Origin of the sequence: Conexibacter stalactiti (assembly GCF_033542075.1) — a bacterium.
Classification (GTDB): Bacteria; Actinomycetota; Thermoleophilia; order Solirubrobacterales; family Solirubrobacteraceae; genus Conexibacter; species Conexibacter stalactiti.
Window position 1 is genome coordinate 1 of sequence record NZ_JAWSTH010000095.1, and the last position, 24,547, is coordinate 24,547.

Sequence of the window (24,547 nt, forward strand, 5' to 3'; positions counted from 1 at the left end):
GCAGGCGGCGGCGTCGCTCTGCGCGGCCGACGGCGCGGCCGCGGCCGGCCCGGCGCCCGCGGCACCGCTTGCGATCAGCGCCGCCGTCGCAGCGGTGACGGCGCGCGCTGCGCGCGCTCGCGCCCGTCGATCCCTGGATCCGACCCGTCGCATGCCGGCATTCGCCTCCCCGACGCTCGCCGTGCTCCCAGTCGCCTAGACATCCCCCGGCTGCGCGTCGCCCAGGAAGGCGACGCGACATTGCACAGGATTTCCCAACTATTCAGGCAGCGAATCGTCGCTTTGGCTCATCCCGTGCGAGTCGGCGCGGGATCGATCGGGTCCAGGCGCACGCTGCCGCTCCACTGGACCGACTGCTCGCAGGCCCAGTCGCCGTTCGCCTCGCCGCCGTAGCAGTCGGCTTCGAGCGGCTGCTGCGGTCTCGCCTCGAGCACGATCGGCTGGCGCGCGTCGAGCTGGGCCTTCGAGAGGTGGAAGCCGAACGTCATCGCCGCTCTGGTCCCTCTCGTCCAGAAGTGGAACGCGCCGCTGTCGCATTCGAGCTGGATCCCGCCGACAGGGTGCAGCCATGGGAACGGCGTGATCGCGACGTCGAAGCCGCCGTCGGCCGTTCTCGTCTGTCTGACGACGCCGACGATCCCGGCGCCCGACTCCGGCGTCGTGCCGCAGCCGCGTCTGCCGGCGCCGTCGGTGCGCCAGCCGTCGAGCGTGCCGGTCAGCTCGGTCGCGTCGGTGTTGACGATCGACGGCGTGCCGGCCGGCAGCTCGTCGAAGAAGGGAAAGCGCGCGGCGGTCGTCGATCTCCACGCGAAGAGGTGGCGCGCGTCGACCTGCGGGTTGCCGTCGCCCATCTCATGGCGCTGGTAGCTGCCCTCGCCGCTGAACGTGATCCGGTACCACGGCACCTGCGGCGCGGCGTGGGCCTGATGGAAGCCCTCCGCCTTGCCCTGCCGCGAGGTGACGGCGACCTCGAAGGTCGTGAAGGTCCCTCTGTCGAGCTGCTGCGGCGCCGTCCACGTGACGGTCGCGGGCGTTGTGCCGGTCGGCGGGCCGACGGCGCCGTCGTACGGCGTGAGTGTGAACGGCACGCCGGCCTCGCTGCCGTCCGGGCGCTTGACCTCGATCCGCACGTCGACTCTCTGCCCGGGCGTCACCTCCGGGTTCGCCGGCGTCAGCACGACCGTCAGGCAGCGGCCGCGGTTCCAGTTGCCCTCGGCGTCGAGCAGCGCGCGCGGCGCCTGGTTGCCGAGCAGCAGCCGCGCGAGGCCGTAGAGGTTGCCGGCGATCTTGAACTCGGCGTCGCTCAGGCGCGCGCCCTTCGCGCCGCGCGCCGCGCCGTCGGCGACGCGCTCGAGCGCGCCCCGCGGCGCCCGCGGGTCGATCCCCGTCCACGTCGCGTGCAGGCGCACGACCCGCGTCGGCGCGTGCCGTGCTCGTCTGCCAGTCTCCGTGGAGCTGGAGCTGCTCTCCAGCGCGCCGTCGACGACGGCGTCGAACGTCTTCACGCGCGCGTCGTCGCCGACGCGGGCGGTCAGCTTCGCCGTCACCTTGACCTCGGTCCGCAGCCGCACGGTCCCGCCTCTGACGCGGCCGACGTACGCCTCGATCGTCGTGTTCTCGAGCGTGCCGTGGACGATCCCGTTCGCGTCGGGGCAGGGATCCCACGAGATGCAGTCCTTCGACGTCTGCGTGCCGGTGATCGTGCCGCCGGCCGCTCTCACGTCGGCGGCGACCTCGACGAGCGAGCCTCTCGTCGAGCCGCTGCCGCTCGTCCAGCCGCCGCCGGTCGCGACGGCGTCGACGCCGCCGCCGTTCGATCTCCGCGGGTCGATCGTGAAGGTCGGTCTGGCGCTGCAGTCGGCGCCGCTGCCGGTCGCGGGGCCGTCAGCGGCGAGCGCGGCGGCGGCGAGGCGGCGTCCGGCGAGCCGGTCGAGCGTGCTGTCGAGCCGGCGCAGCTTGGCGAGCGGGAGCGCGGCGCGGCGCCGCGCCGGCAGCGCGGCGCGCAGCTCGCGGGCGCTCGGCAGCATGCCGAGCGCGACGCGACGGGGCGTCGCCGCCGGCGCTCTGGCCGGCAGGCGCTTGCAGAGCGTCCGCGCGCTGCCCTTCCCGGTCGTGATCTGGACGGTGAGGCTGCCGGCTCTGCAGGCGGGCGGGGCGGCCGTCGCGGCCGCGGGGCTCAGGAGCGCGGCGGCGGCAAGCGCGGCGAGCGCGGGAGGGAGCGGTCTCAGCATGGCGCCATGCTCCGTCCGCGCGCCCCCGACCGCATCGGGGGGCGACCCCCTGGAGATCCCCAATCTTCGGTCCCGGCGGGTCGGTCGAGCGACGCGCGCCGTCGCCGTTCGTCGCGTCCGCGGGCCGCTCAGCGCGGTCCCGGCGCGGCCTCAGCGCGGCGACAGCTGCTCGCGCTGCAGCTCGTTGGCGCCCGGGCCGGGGCGCAGGCGCACGTCGCGCGGGCCGATCGGCTCGCCGCAGTGGGCGCAGTGCAGTCTCGCCTCGGCGTCGTGCGCGCAGGCCTTGTGGACGTGCACGACGGGCGCGCCGGCATCGCCGGCGGTGTAGCGGTCGCCCCACTGCATCAACGTCATCAGCACCGGCTGCAGGTCAAGGCCCTTCGGCGTCACGCGGTACTCCGGCGGGTCGCCCTCTCGCGTCAGCACGCCGTGCTCGACGAGCGTCGCGAGGCGGTCGCTGAGGATGTTGCTGGCGACGCCGAGGCCGCGTCTGATCTCCTCGAAGCGGCGCCGGCCGAGCAGCACCTCGCGCAGCACCAGCAGCGTCCAGCGCTCGCCGACGATCGCGAGCGTGCGGGCGATCGAGCAGTTCTGGTCGTCGAAGGAGCGGTACGGCATCCGAGGTCCATCGTAGCGCCCACTGCTTGCAAATCGCAATGGCGGCGAGTACGGTGCCGGGCGAGTCAGTTGCAAAATGCAAGGAGGAAGGCCCCTCATGCCACCCGCGGAGCGCCCTGGGCGCGTGCTCGCTCTCGTCTCGGTCGCCGTCTTCATGGCGAGCCTCGACCTCTTCATCGTCAACGTCGCGATGCCGGAGCTGGCGCGCGACTTCGCCGGCAGCTCGCTCGCCGAGCTGTCGTGGGTGCTGAACGCCTACGCGATCGTCTTCGCCGCGCTGCTGATCCCAGCCGGCCGGATCGCCGACCGCATCGGGCGCCGGCGCGCCTTCAGCGGCGGCATCGCGCTCTTCACGCTCGCCTCGGCGCTGTGCGGACTGGCGCCGTCGGTCGAGCTGCTGGTCGCCGCGCGCGTCGTGCAGGCGGTCGGCGCCGCCTTCCTGATGCCGACCTCGCTGGCGCTGCTGCTGCCGGCCTTCGCGCCGGAGAAGCGGCCGGTCGCGATCGGCGTGTGGGCGGCCGTCGGCGGCGTCGCGGCGGCGGCCGGGCCGCCGCTCGGCGGGCTGCTGACGGAGTTGTCGTGGCGGTTGGTCTTCCTCGTCAACGTGCCGGTCGGGATCGTCGCCGTGCTGCTCGCCGGACGCGTGCTGAGAGAGGCGCGCGACCCCTCCGCGCAGCGGCCGGATCTGCTGGGGACGGCGCTGCTGGTCGCGGGCGTCGCGCTGCTGTCGCTCGGGCTCGTGCAGGCGCCGGAGTGGGGCTGGGGCGATTCGCGCACGGTCGCCGCGCTCGCCGTCGCGGCGCTCGCGCTCGCCGGCTTCGCCGCCCACTGCGCCCGCAGCGCCTCGCCGGTGATCGAGCCGTCGCTGCTGCGCGTGCGCTCGTTCGCGCTCGCCAACCTCTCCGTGCTGCTGTTCATGACGGCGTTCGCCGCGACGCTGCTCGCCAACGTGCTGTTCCTGACCGACGTCTGGGGCTGGTCGGTGCTGCACGCCGGCGTCGCGCTGACGCCCGGTCCGCTGTTCGCCGCCGCGACCGCCGTCCCCGGCGGCAGACTGGCCGTCCGCTACGGCCAGCGCACGATCGCCGCGCTCGGCTGCGCGCTGTTCGCCGTCAGCGCCGCGTGGGCGGCGTGGCGGATGGAGGCCGAACCGGTCTACTGGTCGGTGCTGCTGCCGGCCTGGTGCGTCGGCGGCGTCGGCGTCGGCTTCACGCTCGCCCCGCTCTCCAGCGCCGCCGCGGCCTCGCTGCCGCCGGCCCGCTTCGCGACCGGCACCGCCGTCTTCACGACCTCGCGCCAGCTCGGCGCGGTCCTCGGCGTCGCGATCCTCGTCGCGCTGCTCGGCGATCCCGCCGCCGGCGGCGACCCGCTCGGCGCCTTCCAGGAAGGCTGGTGGTTCATCGCCGCAGCGGCAGCCGCCGCGGCGGTCGTCGCCTCCGCGATCGGGCCGGTCAGGCTGGCGGCCGCGCCGGCCGCGCCAGCATCCGCGCCGGCACCGGCGGCCTAGAGCGCGAGCGCCCCCAGCACCTCTTCCCACCACGAGCGCTCGGCGTCGTTTCTCGCCGCGCGCGCCTTGCGGCGGACCCACTGGCTCAGCAGCTGCTCGCGGCCGAGCGCCAGCACCGGGCCGGTGACGGCGTAGTAGCCGTCTTCGAGCACGACGAGCGCGCCCGGCATGTCGCGGCGAGTGCGGACGCGGTCGACGACGGCGCGACCGGCGACCGCGGTCGTCGTGACCGGGTCGCCGTCCTGCGCCGGAATCCACGGGCGCACGTGGAAGACCGGCGCGTGGCCCTCGGGGATCCGTCTCGGCCGCGGTCTGGGGCCGATCGGGCCGCTGCGCCAGCGGTCGGTCAGCTCGCGCATCAGCGGCAGCGCCTCGCGCCGGATCAGCACGTGCAGGCGGTCGCCGGCCTTCACCTTCGTCGAGCCGCGCGGCGGCACCGCCTGCTCGTCGCGCACGATCAGGTTGACGACCGCCTGGCGCGGCAGCTCGAGGTCGCGGATCCGCATGTCGACGATCGCGTCGTCGCCCAGCACCTCGTACTCGACCGAGTCGGCGCCGAGCTGACGGATCGTGCCGGTCTCCGACAGCGCGCTGGTCGTCAGCGTCGGCGCGTCCGCCGTCGCGCCGAGCTTGCGCGCGAGCGCCTCGAAGGTCGACCCCTGCAGCACGGTCGACAGCAGCACGGCGAAGAAGACGATGTCGAAGAAGTCGGCGCTGTTGTTGACGCCGGCGAGCACCGGGAAGGTCGCCAGCACGACCGGCACCGCGCCGCGCAGGCCGGCCCAGCCGAGCACGGTCCGGTCGGCGAAGCTGAAGCCGGGCCCGGCGGCGAGGTAGGCCGCGATCGGCCGCGCGACGAAGGCGAGCACGAGCGCAAGCACCGTCCCCTCCAGCCAGATGTCGCCGAACTGGCTCGGGAAGACGAGCAGGCCGAGGACGAGGAACATCGTCAGCTGCGCGACCCACGCGAGGCCCTGGTGGAAGGAGGTGATCGTGTGCTTGGCGGGGATGTGGGCGCTGCCGAGCGCGAGGCCGGCGAGGTAGACGGCGAGGAAGCCGGAGCCGTGCAGCGCGTCGGCGGCGCCGAAGGCGAGCGCGGCGCTGGCGATCGAGGCGACCGGGTAGAGGCCGGGGGTCGCGAGCTGGAAGCGCTGGAACAGCTGCACGGCGCCGAGCCCGACGATGCCGCCGATCGCGACGCCGATCCCGACCTCGGTGACGAACAGCCACAGCATGTCGACGATGCCGTAGTCGGGCTTCTCGATCCAGTCGATGAAGCCGACGACGAGCAGCACCGCGATCGGGTCGTTCATGCCGGCCTCGCCCTCGAGCGTGCGGCCGAGCTTCTTCTTCAGCGAGGAGCCGCGCAGCAGCGCGAAGATCGCGGCGCCGTCGGTGGAGGAGACGATCGCGCCGATCAGCAGGCCCTCCAGCAGCGTGAAGCCGAACAGCCACGTCGCCGCCAGGCCGCAGATCGCGGCCGTGATCAGCGTGCCGAACAGCGCCAGGCTGACGACGTTGCGCAGCACCGGGCGGATCTCGCCGAAGCCGGCCGTCAGGCCGCCCTCGAAGAGGATCAGCGCGAGCGCGATGATGCCGATCTCGCGCGCCAGCTCGTAGTTGCTGAAGTCGACCCAGCCGAGGCCGTCGGAGCCGACCGCCATGCCGATGCCGAGGAACAGCACCAGCGAGGGGAGGCGCAGCCGTCCGGCCAGCAGCGATGCGGCGATGCCGGCGAACAGCAGCGCACCCGCGATGAGGATGAGGTGACCGTCCGCCATTGGCGGAACCCTTTCACGCTTTTGCGCGAATTGCCTCTAAGCGCGTTTCAAGGCCCGAAGGTTGGGTTGAGCCCGTGCTCAAGGGCGCCCTTCACGCTCGCGTCCAGTGCGTTGACGCGCGCGAGCGCGAGCGCCTCCGGCGAGGCGAAGCGCCGCCCCGGCGCCGTGTCGGGGCCGTGGTGGCTGAGCACGCAGTGCAGCAGCGCCAGCAGCCGCTCCTGCGGCAGCTGCGGGATCCGCGCGGCCCGCTGCGCCAGCAGCTGCGCGCCGATCTGCACGTGGCCGAGCAGCCGCCCCTCCTCGCTGACCCCGAACTCGGCGCCGTAGGTGAACTCGCGCGTCTTGCCGACGTCGTGCACGAGCGCGGCGGCGATCAGCAGGTCGGAGTCGAGCTTGACGTGCAGCAGGCAGACCTCCTGCGCGAGCGTCGCGACCGCGACGGTGTGCTCCAGCAGGCCGCCGAGGTAGGCGTGGTGGCCGGCGCGCGTGCACGGCGCGCGGCGCCAGGCGGCGCGCAGCTCGGCGTCGCTGAAGAGGTCGGCCAGCAGCGCCTTCAGCCCGGGATCGAAGACCTCGCGCGCGAGGTGCTCGAGGAAGCCGTCGAGCTCGTCGAGGTCGCGGTAGGCGCTCGGCAGGAAGGCGGCCGGGTCGGCGTCGGCGGGGTTCGCTCTCGCGATCGCGGCGACCTCGATCTGCAGCTCGTCGCGGAAGCGTTCGACGCGGCCGGCGACGCGCACGAGGTCGCCGCGCTCGAAGCGGCCGGCGAGCACGTCGGCGTCTCTGAAGGCCCGTGCCTGCACGGTTCCGGTGCGATCTCGCAGCTCCAGCGCCAGGTACGGCGTGCCCGCGCGGCTCAGCAGCCGGTCCTTTCGCGTGCATGCGAAGACGCCGTCGATCTGTGTTCCGGGGCGCAGCGCGCTGACGGTCAGAGGGGCGTTCACCCGCCCATCATGTACTACTTTGAACCGATGCAGCCATTGCAATGGGAACGCCGGCCGGACGGGCTCCGTGCCCCCGCCCTCGTCTGTGCGTTCAAGGGCTGGAACGACGCGGGCGATGCCGCCACGACCGCGCTCCAGTTCGTCGGAACCGCACTTGGCGCCACACGCTTCGCGACGATCGACCCTGAGGAGTTCTTCGACTTCCAGGCGACGCGGCCGCAGGTCAAGCTCGTCGAGGGCCTGACCCGCAAGATCGAATGGCCCGAGGTCGAGATCTACGAGGCGCGCGTGCCGCGCGCCCCGCGCGACCTGATCCTGCTGACCGGCAGCGAGCCGTCGATGCGCTGGCGGACCTTCTGCCAGCTGATCCTCGACCTCTCCGAGGCGCTCGGCGTGCAGATGGTCGTCTCGCTCGGCGCGCTGCTCGCCGACGTCGCCCACTCGCGCCCGATCGGCATCAGCGGCCTCTCCTCCGACCCCGGTCTCGTCGAGCGGCTGCAGCTGACGCCGACCAGCTACGAGGGGCCGACCGGCATCGTCGGCGTGCTGCAGGCCGCCTGCCAGAGCGCGGCGATCCCGTCGGCGAGCCTGTGGGCGTCGGTGCCGCACTACATCGCCTCCGCCCCGAACCCGAAGGCCGCGCTCGCGCTCGTGCGCAAGCTCGAGGGCCTCGTCGGCGTCTCCGTCGACGCCTCCGAGCTGGAGAGCGCCGCCGGCGACTACGAGCGCCAGGTCAACCTCGCGGTCCAGAGCGACCCCGACGTGCAGGCGTTCGTCGAGCGGCTCGAGAGAGCGGCCGACGAGGAGGGCGAGCCGCTCGACCCGACCGAGCTGCCGTCGGGCGACCGGCTCGCGAGCGACTTCATGCGGTTCCTGAAGCAGCGGGGCAACGAGGGCAGTGGCGGCGGCACGCGCTGAGCGACGCCGCCACCGTTCAGCTCATGTCCCGACGATGGCGGTTCCGACCGTGAATCTCGTCGTCAGCACGCCCGGCGTCACGTATCTGTTGCCGCGGTAGGTGAAGCGCAGTCTGTAGGTGCCGGCCGTTCTGGCGGTGAACTTCGCGCCGAATGCGCCGCTGCCGTTGATGCGCGCGCGGCCGAGCGGGCGGAAGCCGCCGTTGCCGCGGGCGATCGCGACGCTGACGACGCCGGTCGCCCAGCCGCCTTCGCGGATCTGACAGAAGACGCGGAACGCCGGCCCCGATCTGTCGGGATAGCGGATCGTGCTGAGGTCGAACGGCGCGACGACGCGGATTCTCTGCGGCTCGCTCCACGGCGTCTCGATCCCGTCGGCGGCGTCACGGCCGACGACGGTGTAGAGGCCCGGGTCGGCGAATCTCAGCGTCGCCGTCCCGTTCGCGAACGGCGCCGTCGCCGATCTGCCGGCGAGCGCGCCGTTTCTTCTCACCTTCGCGTCGCGCTTGAAGCGGATCTCGTGTGACTGCGCGCCCGGGTCGGCGTCGACCGGCAGCGCCAGCGGCTTGTCGTTCGGGGCGCCGGGGTCGCGCAGCACGAACCGCCCGACGCGGCCGAGCGCGACCTTGCCGGCGATCGAGAAGGGGAAGCCGGCCGCCGGGCCGAGCGGGCCGGCGCAGCCGCTGTCGATCGCGGCGAAGCTGGTGACGGCGACGTTGTAGGTGCCGTTGCCGCGGTAGGGGACCTGGATCGTCGCCGGCTGCGCGGCGTCGGCGCAGGTGACCGGAGCAGCGGCCGGTCTGCCGGCTGGGTCGGTGACCGCGACCGAGTAGCGCGTGTTGGGATCGGCGGTGACGACGACCTGCGGGCGCAGGTTGCGCAGTGCCGGCGGCGCCGACGGGTTGATCGCGAGCGGTCTGCCGTCATCGCCCGTGACGGTGACCGCGACGGCGCCGGCTGAGGCCGCCGCGGCCAGTGAGGCGCTGACGGCGATCGCTGCCGCGACGGCGGCGGACTTGACGGGACGTGTCGCTCGCATCTGCTCCTCCGGGACCGGTCGGGCTCTGTCTGCAATCAACACCTGCCCCGCCCGGCCCCGGAGGATGCGCCGATCGTTCAGCGGCGCCCGGCCGCCGCACCCTTCTCGCCGTCCGCACCGTGACGCGCCCGCCGCAGCGGGCGTTCGGCGACGCCTCGCAGCGCAGCCGCAGCGTCAGCCGGCCGCGCGCGCCGAGGATGGTCGGCCGCGCGCGCCGACGTGGCGAGGCCGAGCGCCGCGACGACGATCGCGACGAGCACCGCTCTGATGCGAAGCAAGGGAGGGGGCTCCTTCCGTGGAGTGGTGGAGCGTCAGCCTCCGTCACCGCTCCCCGCCGCACCATCGGGGAGATCCCTGCGGTTCCCCTAGCGGCGCCCGCCGCGCACCTTCACCGTGACACGTCTGCGCAGATCGCCGGCTGTCACGGTGACATTCACGCTGCGCGCCCGTCTGAGCTGCCGCTGTGCCGCCTTCGACAGCGTCACGGTGACAGTCGCAGTGCGGCCTCTGGCGATGCTCACACGCGCGCTCCCGAGCATCTTGAGCGGCCGCTTGGTCGTGCGCAGCGTCAGCGTCGTCGCGCAGGTGCTGACGCGGCCCTGAACACAGCGCAGGCGCAACCGCACGCGACCGCGCGCATCGGGCGTCAGCGGCCCTCTGAGGCCGACCAGCGCCAGCCGCTGCTGGGGCGCGCCGCAGTTGCCGCAGGCGGGCGGGCCCGGGTCGCGTGGTCTCGGACCCGGGCCCTGCGGCGGTCCGTCGACCGGCGGCGGCCCGCCCTTGACCGGTCTCGTCACCGTCAGCGCGATCCGCGCGGGCGCCGACTCGTAGGCGCCGTCGCCGGCGCGGAAGACGATCTCGTCCGCGCCGGCGTAGTCACCGTCGGCGCGGTAGGCGAAGCGGCCGCTGCCGTCCTCCAGCGCGCGCAGCGTCCCGTGCGCCGGCCAGCGGACGATCGTGCGCGTCAGCGCCTGTCCGTTGGGCTCGCGGCAGGCGAGCGTGACGATCGCGTCGGCGCCGCCGGCGAGCGCCTCGGCGCTGCCGTCCTCGCAGATCGGCGCCGCTTCGCGGCTGAGCACGACGAGCGCGCTCGGATCGCCGGCGTTCGAGTCCCAGCCGTTGACGTAGACGGTGCCGCCGTCGGGCGCGATCGTGCCGTTGTTGGTGCGCGTCAGCGCGCGCGTCTCCAGGCAGGCCGGATCGGGCCAGCTCGACAGGCAGCCGAACGGCGCCGCCCGCTGCGTCAGCGCGCCGGTTCCGCGCCGCTCGAAGACGGCGACGTCGCCGCGGGCGCCGATCCCGCCGTCGTAGGCGAACGCGAGGACTGCCTCGCCGCCGGGCGCCGCCTCGATCCCCCACAGCCCGCCGACGCCGAGCCCGCCGGCGCAGTCGGCCGTCGCGGCGCCGTTGGCGACGCAGCCGTCGCGGCCCGGCAGCTGTGAGAGCGCGCCGCTGCCGGCGTCACGGGCGAAGACGGCGATCCCGCCGGCGGCGCTGCTGGCGCCCTTGTAGAGCGTCGCGCCGTCGGGCGCGAGCGCCAGCGGCGACGGGAAGGCGCCGGCGATCGGCGCGTTCATCCCGCGCGCCGCGGCGCAGTCGCCGGCCGCGCCGCCGCCGCGCACGCAGCCGGCGGTGCCGGCGGGCTGCGTCAGCCCGCCCTGGGCGCCGCGCGTGAAGACCGCGATCGTCGCGGCGGCGTCGGTGCCGCCGCCGACGTAGACGTTTCTGCCGTCCGCGCTGACGGCGACCTCCGCGCCGCCGGCGAGCGCGCGCGCCGCCACGCAGCCGGCCGGGGGCGCCGGCGCGTCGCTCAGGCAGCCGGTCGCCGACGGCTGCGTCAGCCGACCGCTCGCCGCGTCGCGCGCGAAGGTCGCGAGCCCGCCGGCGCTGCTGCCGAGCGAGGCGCTGGCGAGGTAGAGGCTGCTGCCGTCGGGACTGAACGCGAGCGCGTTCGCGTTGCCGAGCCCGGTGACGGCGCGGCAGTCCGCTTCGGCCGGGCCGGCGGTCACGCAGCCGTCGGCGCCCGGCACGCGCGTCAGCAGGCCGGAGGCGGGATCGCGGACGAAGCTCCACAGGCGCATCGGCGCGCCGGCGCCGCTCTCGCCCGCGACGTAGAGGTGGCGGCCGTCGGGGGCGAGCGCGGTCGTCGCGGGACGCCACAGCTCCGGCGTCAGCTCGCAGCCCTCCCGCGGCGCGGCGGCGCGGCAGCCGCCGGGCAGCTCGTGCAGGCTGCCGTCGAGCGGGTCGATCGCGAGCGCGACCAGCGTCGTGCCCGGCGTGTACGTGAGCGCGTAGAGGTGGCGCCCGTCGGCGCTGGCATGCGTCTCGAGCGCGTCGCCGAATCCGGTCGCTGGCCGGCAGCCGTCGGCGGCGCCGTCGCCGCCGATGCAGCCGGCCGCGCCCGTGAGCTGGGCGTAGGCGCCGAGCGGCGGGTGGTCGGCGGCGGTCGCCGCGTGCGGCACGAGCAGCGCGGCGAGGGTCAGCAGGAGCACGGCGAGCGGCGGACGGGAGGACATCACCCCAGGATCGGGGCGGTGCCGAGCCGCCAAAAGGGGGAACCCCCTAAAGCGTCGCCGCGTCCCTACCGCTCCGCCGCGGGGCAGACGAGGCGGTAGTCGCAGATCCCGCAGGCGGCGTAGGAGGGGGTCGGCTCGAAGCCCTGCGAGAGGATCCCCTCCGCGACCTCGGTCGCGACCTCCTCGATCCACTCGCGGTCGCCCGAGTCGCGCTCGACCGGGACCTTCGCGTCGTCGAGCACGTAGTAGTAGGCGCCGCGCGCCGACTCGAACTGCCACGCCTCGCGCGCGGCGACGGCGTAGAGCGACAGCTGCACGTCCTGCTCCAGCTGCGCGCGCGATCTCGGCGGACCGGTCTTGTAGTCGATCAGCTCGAAGCCGCCCTCCGGCAGCTTGTCGACGCGGTCGACGCGGCCGCGCAGCAGGTGCGGGCCGACTCTGAAGGAGAACGATCTCTCGAACGCGACCGGCTGCGCCGGCTCCTCCTGGAAGCGCTCGTAGTAGCGCGTCAGCGCCGAGGTCGCCTTGCCGCGCAGCTGGATCTCCTGCTCGGAGCCGCCGAAGCCGCCGCGCCGCCAGCCGAACTCCAGCAGCCCCAGCATCTCCTCCAGCGACGGCTGGTGGGAGGGGTCCGGCTGCGCGTGGAAGCGTTCCAGCACCTGGTGCACGAGGATCCCGAAGCGCTGGTTGAGCGTCGGCTCCTGCGGGATCCGGAAGACGCGCGCGAACTTGTACTTCAGCGGGCAGGTGCGGTACGTGTCGATGTCGGAGGCGCTCAGCATCACGCCGTCGCCGCGGCGCGGCAGGAACGGCTCCAGCGTCGGCTCCTCGCGCGCGGCGATCGCGGCGGCGCGGCGTCTGTCGTCGCGGTCGGCGTCGAGCAGCCACTCGTCGAGCGGCGAGGTGCTCAGGATGTCGCGCTGCTCGCTCGTGATCGCCGATGCCAGCCGCGCGTTGACCTCCGCGAGCGCGTCGGCGACAGGCTGGTCCTCGGAGCGCTCGATCAGCGCCGCCAGCTTGACGACCTCGAGGTAGCGGACGATCGCGTGCGAGACGTCGAGGTCGGTGTCGAAGCGCAGCTCGCCGATCCGCGAGCCGGTCCGCTTGATCGTCTCCAGCAGCTCGTCGCGCAGGATCCGGTAGGTCGAGTGGAGCGACTCGGCGGGGCCGAACAGCTCCTCCGCGCGCTCCTCCCAGGTCCCGCCGACGGCGGCGCGCGCCTCCTCGGCGAACGGCGACGGCGGCTGCGCGGCGCCGCGGTCGCTCGCCTGCGGGTGGACGAGCACGAGCCGGTTGCGCGTGCGCGTCATCGCGACGTGCAGCAGCCGCCGCATCTCGGCGACGTGCGCGGCGTGGTCGTCGGCCGGCAGCGTCTCCTTCATCAGCGCCGGCGCGATCGGCTCCAGCGTGCGCGTGTGCGCGCCGGGCAGGCCGGCGGCGTGCAGGCCGAGCACGTAGACGTGGCCGAACTCCAGTCCCTGGGCCGAGTCCATCGCCATCACCTGGACGCCGCGCGCCGCGATCGGCGTCGGCTCCTCCTGCTCGCGCAGGCCGGCCTCGGCGGCGGCCGCGATCGAGCGCGCGAACTCGCGCGGCGTCGCCTGCGGCTGGCGCTGCGTGAAGGCGCTCGCCAGCTCGCCGAAGCGGGCCAGCCCGCGCAGCCGCTCGACGACCTCGGCCTGCGCGCTGAAGAGCTGCTGGCGGCGCAGCCCGAGCCGCTCGATCAGGCGGTGGACGAAGAGGTCGGGCCGCATCGTGTCGAGCGCCTTGACGGCCGATCTGTACAGCCCGAGGAACATGCGGATGCGGTCGCGCGCCTCCGGCGGGATCTGCGGCGACTCGAGCGCGGCACCAAGCGCGCCGACCATGTCGAGCTTGCGGCGGCGGGCGATCTGGGTGCAGCGCGCGAGGTCGACCGAGCGCAGCTCGATCGGCGGACGCGCGAGCGCGCGCACGACGGCCGGCGCGTCGCCCGGGTCGGTCAGCAGCCGCATCCAGGCGAGCAGGTCGCGCACCTCCGAGCGCTGGAAGAAGGCGGCCTCGCCGACCAGCCGGTGGCCGACGGCGCGCTCCTCGAGCGCGACCGCGACCGCCTGGCCCTCGCGCGCGATCGAGCGCACCAGCACCGCGATCCGCTCCGGCGGCACGCCCTCGCGCGCGATCAGCCGCTCGACGTCGGCGGCGACCGCCTGCGCCTGCGCGCGCTCGTTGGCGGCGCGCCAGAAGTCGACCTCGCCGCCGAGCGGACCGTCGAGCCGCTTCTCGATCCGGTCCTCGAGCGGCTCGACGACGGCGATCGCGGCGTCGAGCACGCGCCGCGGGCAGCGGAAGGAGTGCTCCAGCAGCACGACCCGCGCGTCGGGCAGCTCGGCCTGGAAGTCGCGCAGGTTCTTCGTCGCGGCGGCGCGGAAGCGCCGCAGCGCCTGGTCGTCGTCGCCGGCCGCGGTCAGGTTGCCGTGCTCGGAGGCGAGCATGCGCAGCAGCAGCCCGTGCGCGAAGTTCGGCTCCTGCACGTCGTCGACGAGCAGGTGGCGGTAGCGCGCGGCGACGCGCTGGCGCACCTGCGGATGCTCGCGCAGCAGTCGCAGCGCGCCGATCACGAGGTCGCCGGAGTCGAGCGCGCCCTGCTCGGCGAGCATGCGGTCGTGCGCGTGGTAGATCGCGGCGAACTCGCGCTCGCGCGCGCCCCTCGCGCGCTCGGCGTCGCTCGCGTCCTCCTCGGTGCCGAGCGTCTCGGCCCACGCCGCGTACTCGCCCGGTCCGATCAGCTCGTCCTTGAGCCGGTCGATCCGGCGCACGAGGCTGGCGACGAGCGCCGCTGGGTTGCCGCGGAAGTCGTGACGGCGGATCGTCAGCTCGTCGATCCGCTCCAGCAGCATCGCGAGCCGGTCGGCGCGCCCGACCGCGACCGCGAACGGGTCGATCCCGCCCTCCAGCGCCTCCTCGCGCAGCAGCCGCGCGCAGAAGGCCTGCACGGTCATGACCGCCAGCTCCTCGTACGGTGCCTGGACGGCGTCCTCGACATGGCGCCGCAGCGCGTCGGCGGCGCGCTCGGAGCGCGCCAGCGCCAGCACCGCCTCGGGCGCCTCGCCCTGCTCGACCAGCCAGGCGAAGCGCGCGACGAGCGTGCGCGTCTTGCCGCTGCCGGCACCGCCGACGATCAGCAGCGGACCGCCGCGGTGGGTGACGGCCGCCGATTGGGCGGGGGACAGACCGTCAAGCGCGGACACCCTGCAAGTATGCCGCCGATGGACTCCTCCGGCACGGCGCTCGACGCTGACTGGCTCGGCGCCTGCCGTGCCGCCGTCGCATCGCTGCGCGAGATCCTGCGCGAGGCGCCGCGCACGCGCGAGCGCGCCGTCGAGACCGGAGCGCGCGGCGAGGGCGGCGACCGCACGCTCGTGATCGACCAGGCCGCCGAGGACGCCGTCTTCGCGCAGCTTGACGCGCTCCGGGCCGCCGGCCACCGCTTCACCGCCGTCTCGGAGGAGCGCGGCGAGGTCGACTACGGCGACGGCGGCGTGCGCGTCGTGATCGACCCGATCGACGGCTCGCTCAACGCGAAGCGGCTGCTCGGCCCGGTCGCGCTCTCGATCGCGGTCGCCGACGGCCCGACGATGGCCGACGTCGCCTTCGCCTTCGTGCACGACTTCGGCAGCGGCGAGGAGTGGCGCGCGACCCGCGGCGGCGGCGCCTTCCTCGATGACGTGGCGCTCGACCCGGCGCTGCCGGAGCGCCGTGGCGACAGCGGCAAGCTGGAGCTGCTCGGCGTCGAGATCGCCGATCCGCGCTGGGTCGCCGCCTCGATCGAGCGGCTCGAGCAGGAGACCGAGCGGCTGCGCGTGCTCGGCGCGATCGCCGTGACGATGTGCCAGGTCGCGGCAGCGCGCCTGGACGCGATGGTCTCGCTCAGACGCTGCCGCGCGGTCGACGCCGCCGCCGCGCAGCTGATCGTGCGCGAGGCCGGCGGCCACGTCGCCTTCCCGCTCTGCCCGGACGGCCCGCTGAGCGCGCCGCTCGACGTCGCCCCGCACTCGCCGGTGCTCTGCGCGCGCTCGGAAGCGACGCTCGCGCGGCTCGCGAACGTGCCCGCCTGAACGGTTCCCTCGGCAGCGGGGTGCGCGACGCTGCCAGAATGGTCAGGACATGATCGACTGGCCGCTCGTCCAACGGCTGGCGGCGTTCGTCGCCGGCCAGCCCGACACACCTGCTTCGCGGCACGACCTCGACGCGCTCTCACGCGAGTCGGCCGAGGCCGTGATCGCCTACACCGGGCTGCATCCGCAGAGCGAGCTGCCGACCGCTGAGCCGGTCGAGCGGGCCGAGTGGATCCGCGCGAACATCGCCTCGATGAGCGCGCTGCTGGACCCGGCGCTCAGACAGGTCGGCAAGAGAGTCGCGAAGCCGGCGAGACCGTTCGTCGAGCTGGCGACCGGCGCCGTGATGACGGCCGAGGTCGGCGTGATGCTCGGCTTCCTCGCACAGCGCGTGCTCGGCCAGTACGAGATCGTGCTGCTCGACACGACCCCGTCGGACCGGCCGCCGCGGCTGCTGTACGTCGCGCCCAACCTCGCCAACGCCGTCAGAGCGTTCAGAGCCGACGAGCGCGAGTTCCTCCACTGGGTCGCGCTGCACGAGGTCACGCACGCCGTCCAGTTCGCCGGCGTGCCGTGGCTGCAGCGGCACATGGCCGGGATGGTGCGCGAGCTGCTCGACAGCGCGCAGCTGAAGATCGACGCGAGACGGGCGCTGCGGCTGCCGCGCACCGACGACCTCAAGAAGGTCGTCGAGGTCGTCCGCTCCGGCGATCTCGTGACGCTCGTCGCCAGCCCCGGCGAGAAGCAGACGATCGACACGATGCAGGCGACGATGGCTGTGATCGAGGGCTACGCCGAGCACGTCATGGACGCCGTCGGCGAGCCGCTGCTGCCGGGCCTGCCGAGACTGCGCGAGGCGCTCGACAGACGCCGTCGCTCGCAGTCGGCGCCGGCGCGGCTGATGATGCGCCTGCTCGGCATGGAGATGAAGATGCGCCAGTACCAGCAGGGCAAGGTCTTCTGCGACGCCGTCGTGAGAGCCGGCGGGATCGAGGCGCTCAACCGCGTCTGGCGCGATCCGTCGTCGATGCCGACGCTGGCCGAGATCGAGGATCCGGCCGCCTGGCTGAAGCGAACGGACGTTCCTCCGGCGCTCACCGCCTGAACGACTGTTCGCACATCTCGCTGGTGTAACGACCGCGCGGGACGGGGTTAGAAACAGGTGTTCGTCCGAACACCTGACCGCAAGGAGCCTGTTCCTCGATGGCCACGAACGACACGACTGCGAGACCGACCGCCGCCGCCCCGACCGCTGCAGCCGACAGACCGGCCGCGAGCGCGCCGAGAGCGGCGTCCAGACCGCGCAGAGCCGCCAGAGCGCGCAGAGCGCCGAGAGCGAGAGCGCGCAGAACGGCCAGACGGACGACGGCGAGACGGTCGACGACGGCGAAGCCGCGCACGACGGTCGGGACGACCCGCGAGCCGGTCGCGACGACGCCGATCGCGCAGGCGCAGCAGCTCGCCGAGCGCGTCGTGCTGATCCCGCTCGGCGTGGCGCTCGAGGCGCGCGACCGCGTCACCGGCGCCGTCGACACGATCGTCGCCAACTCGACCGACGCGATCGACGGGATCGTCTCGGCGACCAGCTCGCGCAGAGCGCTCGACAGACAGCTGAAGAGATTCGAGCGGCGCGGCGGCAAGGCCCGCACGGAGCTGGAGCGCGAGGTGCGCAAGACCCGCACGCGCCTCGAGCGCGAGGTGCGCCACTCGCGCGGGCGCGTCGAGAGACAGGCGAGAGAGGCCCGTCGCGGCTTCGAGCACCAGCGCGCCGAGGCGCGCAGAACGCTCGGCTCCAACGTCGAGACGCTGCAGAGCCGCGTCGCCCCGTTGCGCGATCGCGTCGAGCCGGTTCGCACGCGCGTCGAGAATGTGGTTCAGAACGGCGTCTCAGCGGGCAAGAAGTTCGTTGGGGAGGCTCAGGACCGCATCGCGAAGGTCGCCTGAGCCGCCACTCGACTTCACCCGCCAGCGTCTGGGAGGGCGCTGACGGCAGGGGTTCGCCGGCTCACCACCGGCGAATGACGCACCCTCTCCTCCCTCAACCGCCCGGGGCGCCCGAAACGGCGCCCCGGCGGCTCTTAAGGCTGACATCACAAGCCTGCCACAATGTGGTCATGCCGACCCAAGACCAGATCCGCGAGGCGCTGCGCGCCGTCATCGACCCAGAGCTGCGCAAGGACATCGTGGAGCTCGAAATGGTCCGCTCGATCGATGTCCACGACAACGGCGTCGTCGACGTCATGGTCTCCCTGACGACCCCCGGCTGCCCGATCCGCAGCCACTTCCAGACCGGCGTCGCCAACGCCGTCAAGGCGCTCGACGGCGTCACGGGCGTCAACGTCAGCTTCGACGTGCTCTCCGACGACGAGAAGGGCAACCTCCAGCGCAAGCTCGGCCGCGGCGGCCCGCTGCCCTCGGGCGCGCTCGCGCAGGTCGCCAACGTCATCTGCGTCGGGTCGGGCAAGGGCGGCGTCGGCAAGTCGTCGGTGACCGCCAACCTCGCCGCCGCGCTCGCGGCCGAGGGCAAGACGGTCGGCGTGCTCGACGCTGACGTGTGGGGCTACTCGCAGCCGCGCATGTTCGGCCTCGGTGCACAGCGCCCGAAGGTCAACGCCGAGCGAAGAATCGTGCCGCCCGAGGCGCACGAGGGCATCAAGGTGATGTCGATCGGCTTCTTCATCGAGGAGGACGCCGCCGTCGTATGGCGCGGCCCGATGCTGCACAAGGCGCTGCAGCAGTTCCTCGAGGACGTCGACTGGGGCGCGCTCGACTACCTGCTCGTCGACCTGCCCCCGGGCACCGGCGACGTCGGCATGACGCTCGCCCAGCTGCTGCCCGACGCGAGATTCCTGCTCGTCACGACGCCGCAGGCGGTCGCGCAGAAGGTCGCGCGCCGCTCGGCTGAGATGGCCGGCAAGGTCAGACTCGAGATCACCGGCGTCGTCGAGAACATGTCCGGCTTCGTCACGCCCGGCAACGAGCGCTTCGAGATCTTCGGCGAGGGCGGCGGCCAGCTGCTGGCCGACGAGCTGGGCGTCCCGCTGCTCGGCAAGGTGCCGCTGACGATGCCGCTGCGGGTCCAGGCCGACGCCGGCACGCCGCTCGTCGTCGCCGACCCCGACGATCCGGCCGCCCAGGCGATCCGTCAGGTCGCCCGCGGCCTGATCGCCCAGACCCCGGTCGCGCTGCCGGTGATGCAGACGGTCCCCGCCGCGCCTCCGGCCCCGAGCCTCGACGTGATCCCGCCGAGACCGGTCGGGATGTCACTTCCCATGGCGTAAGCGATTTGCCGGCTACCTCCTAGAGCGGACGTAGCCGGAAGAATCGTCGTTCCTGGCCAAGCCGGGGAGGCGCGCGGGCGCCAGCCCGTAAGCCGAGGCGGCTGCCGCCAGGGGCGGCGAGGCGACGGCTACGCCCGCTCTAGCGGCCGGCGTAGTATCTCGCGTTCAGCTCCGCGAAGTGGGTCCACTCGTCGGGGAGCTGGTCTTCGGCGAAGCAGGCGTCGACCGGGCAGGCCTCGACGCAGGCGTCGCAGTCGATGCACTCCTCCGGATCGATGTAGAGCATCTCGGCTCTGTCGTAGTCGGGCTCGTCCGGAGTCGGGTGGATGCAGTCGACCGGGCAGACCTCGACACACGAGGTGTCCTTCGTGCCGATGCAAGGCTCTGCGATCACGTAGGCCATGAGCGGTTCCCTCTTTGCAGCGTTGGTTGAAGCATGGAGCGCGAGGGATCATACGGCCGCGCGCGGGACGCGGTGGAGGGTCCCGGCGCGTCAGATCTGGTCGAGCACTTCGCGCCGCTTGCGCGCGTGCTCCTCGACGCTCAGCAACCCAGACGCGCGCAGGTCGTCGAGCTGGCGCAGTCTCGCTGCGATCGCGTCGCCGCCGGTCCGCTCCTTCGCGTTTGCCATCTGCGACAACTGCGCGGCGAGCGTGCCGAGCTGTATCTCCTTCGGCGTGCTGGAGCCCCCCGTTCTGGGCGCCGCGCCGCCGCTCTGCTTCGCGGCGCGCACAGCCGCCATCGATCTGCTGAGGTCGCCGCCGTTGGCGGCGAGGACGGCGTTGCTCTGCGCGCGCACCTGCGCGCCGGTCGTGCGGCTGGCCATCGTCGCGAGCCCGGCCAGCACGAAGAACGCGCCGATCGCGATCGTCGGCGCGGCGACGCCGTAGCCGATCGCCTCCGTCGTGCTGGTGCCGGGCGCCTCGCCGAGCGCCGACCACAGCGCGGCACCGCCGGCGCTGACGATCGCGAGTCCGATCGCGAGCAGGCCGAGGTGGCTGCTGCGCGGCTTCGTGCGGCCGGCGAAGATGCCCGAGGCGAGCGGGATCACGACGAAGATCGAGACCGCGATCGCGATCGCGAAGCCCTCGGCTCTCACCTCGCACGCGAGCGTCTCGTCGCCCGGCGTGCAGAGGCTGACGCGGGTCAGCGCCCATGTGCACCATGCGACGACGGTGACGGCGGCGGCCGCCAGCACGATCCCGAGCAGTGAGCGGAACCAGTACCTCACGGCAGGCACGCCTGGATCTTGGCGCCGTCGCTGCCGGCGCGGCGGATGCAGTCGTTGATGCGCTGCGCGTCGGCGCCGGTGAGCGTCGTCGTCGAGCCGTTGCGTCTGATCGTCACCGAGCTGGAGCTGGTGGTGGTCCCAGGCTTCTCGCCCGGCCGCCAGACCTTGCGACCGTCCAACTGCGCGATCCAGTGGGTGTTGCGCTGCGCGACGCCTCTGAAGAACAGCGACCATTCGACGTCGCCGGAGATCAGCGGCGTGCTCATCACGAGGTAGTCGAGCTTGCTCGCCGGGAAGCCGCCCTGGCGCGCCGCGCGCGCGACGGCCTGCGACGGCGCGGTCGCCGGCACGCGGGAGAGCGACATCCCTCTGTGCGAGCCGGCCTGGCCGGCGTCGCGGCTGCTGGTCTGCAGCTCGTCGTCGACGTCGATCATGCGCTGGGCGCCGCTGCGCGTGCGCGTGAAGGCGTTGACGCGGTCGTGCGCGACGCGCAGCATCCGGACGCCCTCGCCCGGCCGCAGCTCGGGCTCGATCGCGCGCAGCGCGCGGGCGAAGCCGGTCGGCCGCACGAGGTCGAAGTGGCGCGGATCAGGGGCCGGGTCGTCGTCGGAGCCCGACTGGCCAGGCCCGTCGTCGCCGCGCTCGTCGCCCGCGGGGCGCTCGCCGCGATCGGCCCGCGTGGCGTTCTCGGTCGCGTCGCGCTCGGCGAGGTAGATCGCCGCTCCCGCGCCGCCGAGCGACAGCGCGACCAGCAGCAGGACGAGGCCGGCGTTGCCGCGTCTGCGGCCGCGGTCACCGCCCGGCACCTGCGCCAGCGGCGTCGAGGAGACGTTGCCCTCGTCGCCGTGCGAGGGCGCCGCCGCGCCGCTCGTGACGCGCGTGGAGCCGCGCTCCGCGGCCTCTTTCAGGGCTGCGAACGGATCGTCGTCGTCCTGCTTGCCGCCGAACATGGCGCCGATTCAACCACGCCGTGCGGCAGTCATGCCGCCGCCAGCGCCTCGGGGCGCCGGTCGGCCCATGGCCGCGCCGCCTCCAGTTGGGCGGCGAGCGCCAGCAGCGGCCCCTCCTCGCCCGGCCGCCCGAAGAAGTGGACGCCGGTCGGCAGGCCGTCCTCGCCGTGGCAGAGCGGGACCGAGATCGCCGGCTGGCCGGTCACGTTCGCGATCGAGGTGAAGGGCGTGAACTCGCCGGAGCGGCGGAAGGTCGCGGCCGGGTCGGGGTCGGCGCCGCTGAGCGTGCCGATCGGCACCGGCCGCTGCGCCAGCGACGGCGTCAGCACCGCGTCGTAGGCGGCGGTCGCCGTCACGAGCGTGCGCGCGAGCGCCTGCAGCTGGCCGATCGCGGCGATGTAGTGGGCGGCGCCGAGCCCCTGCGCGCGCTCCCACAGCAGCCAGCTGAGCGCCTCCATGTCCTCAGCGGCCGGGTCCTTCCCGGCGATCGTGCCGGCGAAGACGATCCCGGCGGCGACGGCCGGGCCGAAGGCGGCGCCGAACAGGTCGAGCAGACCGGGCACGGCCCACGGCGGGTCGATCTCCTCGACCTCGTGGCCCAGCTCGCGCAGCAGCGCGACCGCCTCCTCGACCGCCTGCGCGGCGAGCGGGTCGATCGCCGTCTCGGTCAGCGGCGGTTTCATCGTCACGCCGATCCGCAGCCTCCCGGGCGCGCGCGCCGCGGTCTGCGCGAACGGCTCCGACGGCGGCGTCGCCCACGAGGCGTCGCCCGGCGCCGGCCCGGCGAGCAGGTCGAGCAGCGCGGCGCTCTCGGCGACGGTGCGCGTCAGCACGCCGTCGGTGACGAGGAACGACTCGCCCTCGACCGGCGCCAGCGTGATCCGCCCGCGCGACGGCTTCAGCCCGACCAGTCCGCAGCAGGCGGCGGGGATGCGGATCGAGCCGCCGCCGTCGTTGCCGTGCGCGATCGGCACCATCCCGGCCGCGACCGCCGCGCCGGCACCGCCGGAGGAGCCGCCGGGGGTGCGCGAGAGGTCCCACGGGTTGCGCGTCGGGCCGTTGCGGACCGACTCGGTGCTCGGCAGGATCCCGAACTCCGGCAGCGCGGTCTTGCCGACGATCACGAAGCCGGCCGCGCGCAGTCGCTGCACGAAGACGGCGTCGAACGGCGGCACGAGGCCCTGGACCATGTTCGAGCCCATCGTGATCGGCATCCCGGCGACCGGGCGGTTGTCCTTGATCGCGATCGGCACGCCCGCGAACGGGCGCGGGTCGTCGGCCTTGATCGCGGCGGCGGTCGCCAGCGCGCCCTCGGCGTCGACGTGGGTGAAGGCGTTGACCTGCCCGTCGAGCGCCTCGATCCGCTCCAGCGACGCGCCGACCAGCTCGCTCGCGCTGATCTCGCCGGTGCGCACGAGCGCGGCCAGTTCGTGGACGGGGCGGAAGAGGAGGTCGTGCACGGGTGTCCTTCGCGTCGACGGCGGGCTGCCTGGGCAGCCTAGGGACTCGCGCGCGCTAACGTGACGGGCGCATCGCATCGGGCCCCGATTCGTCAGAGGGAGACGTTCATGAGCGCCACCGACACCGACGTCCAGTCCGGCCTCGAGGGCGTCGTCGCCTTCGCGACGGAGATCGCCGAGCCGGACAAGGAAGGCGGGGCGCTGCGCTACCGCGGCGTCGACATCGAGGAGCTGGTCGGCGCCGTCCCGTTCGAGCAGGTCTGGGGCCTGCTCGTCGACGGCAGGTTCCAGCCGGGCCTGCCGCCGGCCGAGCCGCACGCGCTGTCGGTCCGCTCCGGTGACCCGCGCGTCGACGTGCAGTCGGCGCTGGCGATGCTCGCGCCCGAGTGGGGCTTCGGCGCGCTGATCGACATCTCCGACGAGGAGGCGCGCGACCAGCTCGCGCGCGCGTCGGTGATGGCGCTCTCGTTCGTCGCGCAGTCGGCGCGCGGGATCGGCCGCCCGCCGGTCGCCCAGCGCGTGATCGACGAGGCGAGAACGATCCCGGAGCGCTTCCTCACGCGCTGGCGCGGCGAGGCGAACCCCGACCACGCGAAGGCGATCGACGCGTACTGGATCTCGGCCGCCGAGCACGGCGTCAACGCCTCGACCTTCACCGCGCGCGTGATCACCTCGACCGGCGCCGACGCCGCCGCGGCGCTCTCGGGCGCGGTCGGCGCGCTGTCGGGTCCGCTGCACGGCGGCGCCCCCTCGCGCGTGCTGCAGATGCTCGACGAGGTCGAGCAGCTCGGCGACGCGGACAAGTGGGTCAAGGACGCGCTCGACCGCGGCGAGCGGCTGATGGGCTTCGGCCACCGCGTCTACCGCGCCGAGGATCCGCGTGCCCGCGTCCTGCGCCGCACCGCGATGGAGCTGGGCTCGCACCGCGCCGCGGTCGCCGAGGCGCTGGAGAACGCGGCGCTCGCCGAGCTTCAGGCGCGCAAGCCCGACCGCGTGCTGGCGACCAACGTCGAGTTCTGGTCGGCGGTCGTGCTCGACTACGCCGAGGTCCCGCCGGAGCTGTTCACCCCGCTCTTCACCTGCGCCCGCGTCGCCGGCTGGTCGGCGCACATCCTCGAGCAGAAGCGCGAGGGCCGTCTGATCCGCCCGACCGCGAAGTACATCGGCGCCCCGCCGCGCAGACGCGGCGAGGTCACCTGAGCCTGATCGGTCGTCAGCCGGCGACGATCTTCGCCGCCGCGTCGAGCGCGGCCGGCACGTCGTCGTCGGCGGGGAACAGCAGCGAGCGGCCGAGCACCAGCCCGCGCGTCGCCGGCTGCGCGAAGGCGGCCGCCCAGCGCGCGTAGGTCTGCTCCGCGTCGGCGCTGACCTCGCCCCCGAGCAGCAGGCACGGCAGCGTCGTGGCGGCGAGCGCCCGCTCGACCCCGTCGACCCACGGCACCTTCAGCCAGGTGTGGCTGGAGGTCGCGCCGAGGCCGGCGGAGATCGAGATCGCCTTCACCATCGCCTCGGCGGTCAGCTCGTTGACGACGCGGCCGTCGACGCGGCGCGAGAGGAACGGCTCGACCATCGCGATCATGCCGCGCTCGGCGAGCGCGCCGATCGCCGCCGCCGCGTTCTCGAGCGCGCCCGCGGTCGCGGGGTCGTCGTAGTCGATCCGCAGCAGCAGCTTCCCGGCCTCGCAGCCGAGCGTGTCCAACGACGCGGGCGTGAACGACGTGTAACGGTCGTCGATCTCGAAGGCCGCGCCCTGCAGCCCGCCGCGGTTCATCGAGCCGACCAGCAGCTTGCCGTCGAGCGCGCCCATCAGCAGCAGGTCCTCGAGCACGTCCGGGGTGCCGAGCACGCCGTCGACGCGCGGATCGGCGAGCACGGCGGCGAGCCGCCGCAGCAGCTCGGCGCGGTCGGCCATCGCGGCGCCGCGGGCGCCGGCGCCGAGCGCGCCGCGCGCCGGGTGGTCGGCGGCGACGATCAGCAG

General features: G+C 74.0%; 20 protein-coding genes and 1 pseudogene. 8 read left to right on the forward strand and 13 right to left on the reverse strand.

Going from position 1 to position 24,547, the window contains the following annotated elements; genetic code table 11:
* Positions 1 to 199 (forward strand): annotated as a pseudogene (locus tag R7226_RS24830) (hypothetical protein); the annotation flags it as partial.
* Positions 200 to 287: 88 nt separating this feature from the next.
* Here the strand turns inward: R7226_RS24830 and R7226_RS24835 are convergent.
* Both R7226_RS24835 and R7226_RS24840 read right to left on the reverse strand, forming a co-directional pair.
* Entirely contained in the window at positions 288 to 2,231 is a 1,944-nt protein-coding gene (locus R7226_RS24835; RefSeq protein ID WP_318600063.1) for a hypothetical protein, read from the reverse strand.
* 150 nt (positions 2,232 to 2,381) lie between these two features.
* On the reverse strand, positions 2,382 to 2,849 hold the full coding sequence (locus R7226_RS24840; RefSeq protein ID WP_318600064.1) for a winged helix-turn-helix transcriptional regulator: 468 nt from the start codon (positions 2,847 to 2,849) through the stop codon (positions 2,382 to 2,384).
* Positions 2,850 to 2,946: 97 nt separating this feature from the next.
* Here R7226_RS24840 and R7226_RS24845 point away from each other — a divergent pair, with 97 nt between their 5' ends.
* Positions 2,947 to 4,356, forward strand: a complete 1,410-nt coding sequence (locus tag R7226_RS24845) for a DHA2 family efflux MFS transporter permease subunit (RefSeq protein ID WP_318600065.1) — start codon at positions 2,947 to 2,949, stop codon at positions 4,354 to 4,356.
* Here the strand turns inward: R7226_RS24845 and R7226_RS24850 are convergent.
* On the reverse strand, positions 4,353 to 6,137 hold the full coding sequence (locus R7226_RS24850; RefSeq protein ID WP_318600066.1) for a potassium/proton antiporter: 1,785 nt from the start codon (positions 6,135 to 6,137) through the stop codon (positions 4,353 to 4,355). The two genes, R7226_RS24845 and R7226_RS24850, sit on opposite strands and share 4 nt — an antisense overlap.
* A gap of 47 nt (positions 6,138 to 6,184) precedes the next feature.
* Positions 6,185 to 7,078 (reverse strand): 3'-5' exoribonuclease YhaM family protein, encoded by an 894-nt coding sequence (locus tag R7226_RS24855; protein WP_318600067.1) that lies wholly within the window; start codon positions 7,076 to 7,078, stop codon positions 6,185 to 6,187.
* A 27-nt stretch (positions 7,079 to 7,105) separates the two neighbouring features.
* On the opposite strand from R7226_RS24855, the gene R7226_RS24860 reads away from it, so the two are divergent.
* The gene (locus tag R7226_RS24860) at positions 7,106 to 7,996 is read left to right on the forward strand and encodes a PAC2 family protein (RefSeq protein ID WP_318600068.1); all 891 of its coding nucleotides are present in this window, start codon (positions 7,106 to 7,108) and stop codon (positions 7,994 to 7,996) included.
* A 21-nt stretch (positions 7,997 to 8,017) separates the two neighbouring features.
* On the opposite strand, the gene R7226_RS24865 is transcribed toward R7226_RS24860, so the two are convergent.
* From R7226_RS24865 to R7226_RS24880, 4 genes are all read right to left on the reverse strand, one after another.
* On the reverse strand, positions 8,018 to 9,034 hold the full coding sequence (locus R7226_RS24865) for a hypothetical protein (protein WP_318600069.1): 1,017 nt from the start codon (positions 9,032 to 9,034) through the stop codon (positions 8,018 to 8,020).
* A 77-nt stretch (positions 9,035 to 9,111) separates the two neighbouring features.
* Positions 9,112 to 9,312: a hypothetical protein gene (locus R7226_RS24870; protein WP_318600070.1), complete on the reverse strand. Its 201-nt coding sequence runs from the start codon at positions 9,310 to 9,312 to the stop codon at positions 9,112 to 9,114.
* Positions 9,313 to 9,399: 87 nt separating this feature from the next.
* Positions 9,400 to 11,550: a hypothetical protein gene (locus tag R7226_RS24875; protein ID WP_318600071.1), complete on the reverse strand. Its 2,151-nt coding sequence runs from the start codon at positions 11,548 to 11,550 to the stop codon at positions 9,400 to 9,402.
* Positions 11,551 to 11,615: 65 nt separating this feature from the next.
* On the reverse strand, positions 11,616 to 14,780 hold the full coding sequence (locus R7226_RS24880) for an ATP-dependent helicase (RefSeq protein ID WP_318600072.1): 3,165 nt from the start codon (positions 14,778 to 14,780) through the stop codon (positions 11,616 to 11,618).
* Between the two features lie 9 nt (positions 14,781 to 14,789).
* Between R7226_RS24880 and R7226_RS24885 the strand changes: the two genes are divergently transcribed.
* From R7226_RS24885 to R7226_RS24900, 4 genes are all read left to right on the forward strand, one after another.
* On the forward strand, positions 14,790 to 15,647 hold the full coding sequence (locus tag R7226_RS24885) for an inositol monophosphatase family protein (RefSeq protein WP_318600073.1): 858 nt from the start codon (positions 14,790 to 14,792) through the stop codon (positions 15,645 to 15,647).
* Positions 15,648 to 15,696: 49 nt separating this feature from the next.
* Positions 15,697 to 16,752 (forward strand): zinc-dependent metalloprotease, encoded by a 1,056-nt coding sequence (locus tag R7226_RS24890; RefSeq protein ID WP_318600074.1) that lies wholly within the window; start codon positions 15,697 to 15,699, stop codon positions 16,750 to 16,752.
* A gap of 98 nt (positions 16,753 to 16,850) precedes the next feature.
* Positions 16,851 to 17,591: a hypothetical protein gene (locus R7226_RS24895; RefSeq protein ID WP_318600075.1), complete on the forward strand. Its 741-nt coding sequence runs from the start codon at positions 16,851 to 16,853 to the stop codon at positions 17,589 to 17,591.
* A gap of 170 nt (positions 17,592 to 17,761) precedes the next feature.
* Positions 17,762 to 18,928 carry an Mrp/NBP35 family ATP-binding protein gene (locus R7226_RS24900; RefSeq protein WP_318600076.1) on the forward strand — a complete coding sequence of 389 codons (1,167 nt, stop codon included), beginning with the start codon at positions 17,762 to 17,764 and terminating at the stop codon, positions 18,926 to 18,928.
* Between the two features lie 139 nt (positions 18,929 to 19,067).
* Here the strand turns inward: R7226_RS24900 and R7226_RS24905 are convergent, their stop codons facing one another.
* From R7226_RS24905 to R7226_RS24920, 4 genes are all read right to left on the reverse strand, one after another.
* Positions 19,068 to 19,331, reverse strand: a complete 264-nt coding sequence (locus R7226_RS24905) for a 4Fe-4S dicluster domain-containing protein (RefSeq protein WP_318600077.1) — start codon at positions 19,329 to 19,331, stop codon at positions 19,068 to 19,070.
* Positions 19,332 to 19,421: 90 nt separating this feature from the next.
* On the reverse strand, positions 19,422 to 20,168 hold the full coding sequence (locus R7226_RS24910) for a hypothetical protein (RefSeq protein ID WP_318600078.1): 747 nt from the start codon (positions 20,166 to 20,168) through the stop codon (positions 19,422 to 19,424).
* A complete protein-coding gene (locus R7226_RS24915) occupies positions 20,156 to 21,109 on the reverse strand; it encodes a hypothetical protein (protein WP_318600079.1) in 954 nt (317 codons plus the stop codon). Before R7226_RS24915 ends, R7226_RS24910 begins: the two co-directional genes overlap by 13 nt.
* 29 nt (positions 21,110 to 21,138) lie before the next feature.
* Complete coding sequence (locus R7226_RS24920; RefSeq protein WP_318600080.1) at positions 21,139 to 22,569, reverse strand: amidase; 1,431 nt, start codon at positions 22,567 to 22,569, stop codon at positions 21,139 to 21,141.
* A 108-nt stretch (positions 22,570 to 22,677) separates the two neighbouring features.
* Between R7226_RS24920 and R7226_RS24925 the strand changes: the two genes are divergently transcribed.
* Positions 22,678 to 23,769 carry a citrate synthase 2 gene (locus R7226_RS24925; protein WP_318600081.1) on the forward strand — a complete coding sequence of 364 codons (1,092 nt, stop codon included), beginning with the start codon at positions 22,678 to 22,680 and terminating at the stop codon, positions 23,767 to 23,769.
* Between the two features lie 13 nt (positions 23,770 to 23,782).
* On the opposite strand, the gene R7226_RS24930 is transcribed toward R7226_RS24925, so the two are convergent.
* On the reverse strand, positions 23,783 to 24,547 hold a 765-nt coding region (locus tag R7226_RS24930), incomplete at its 5' end, for a Cgl0159 family (beta/alpha)8-fold protein (protein ID WP_318600082.1).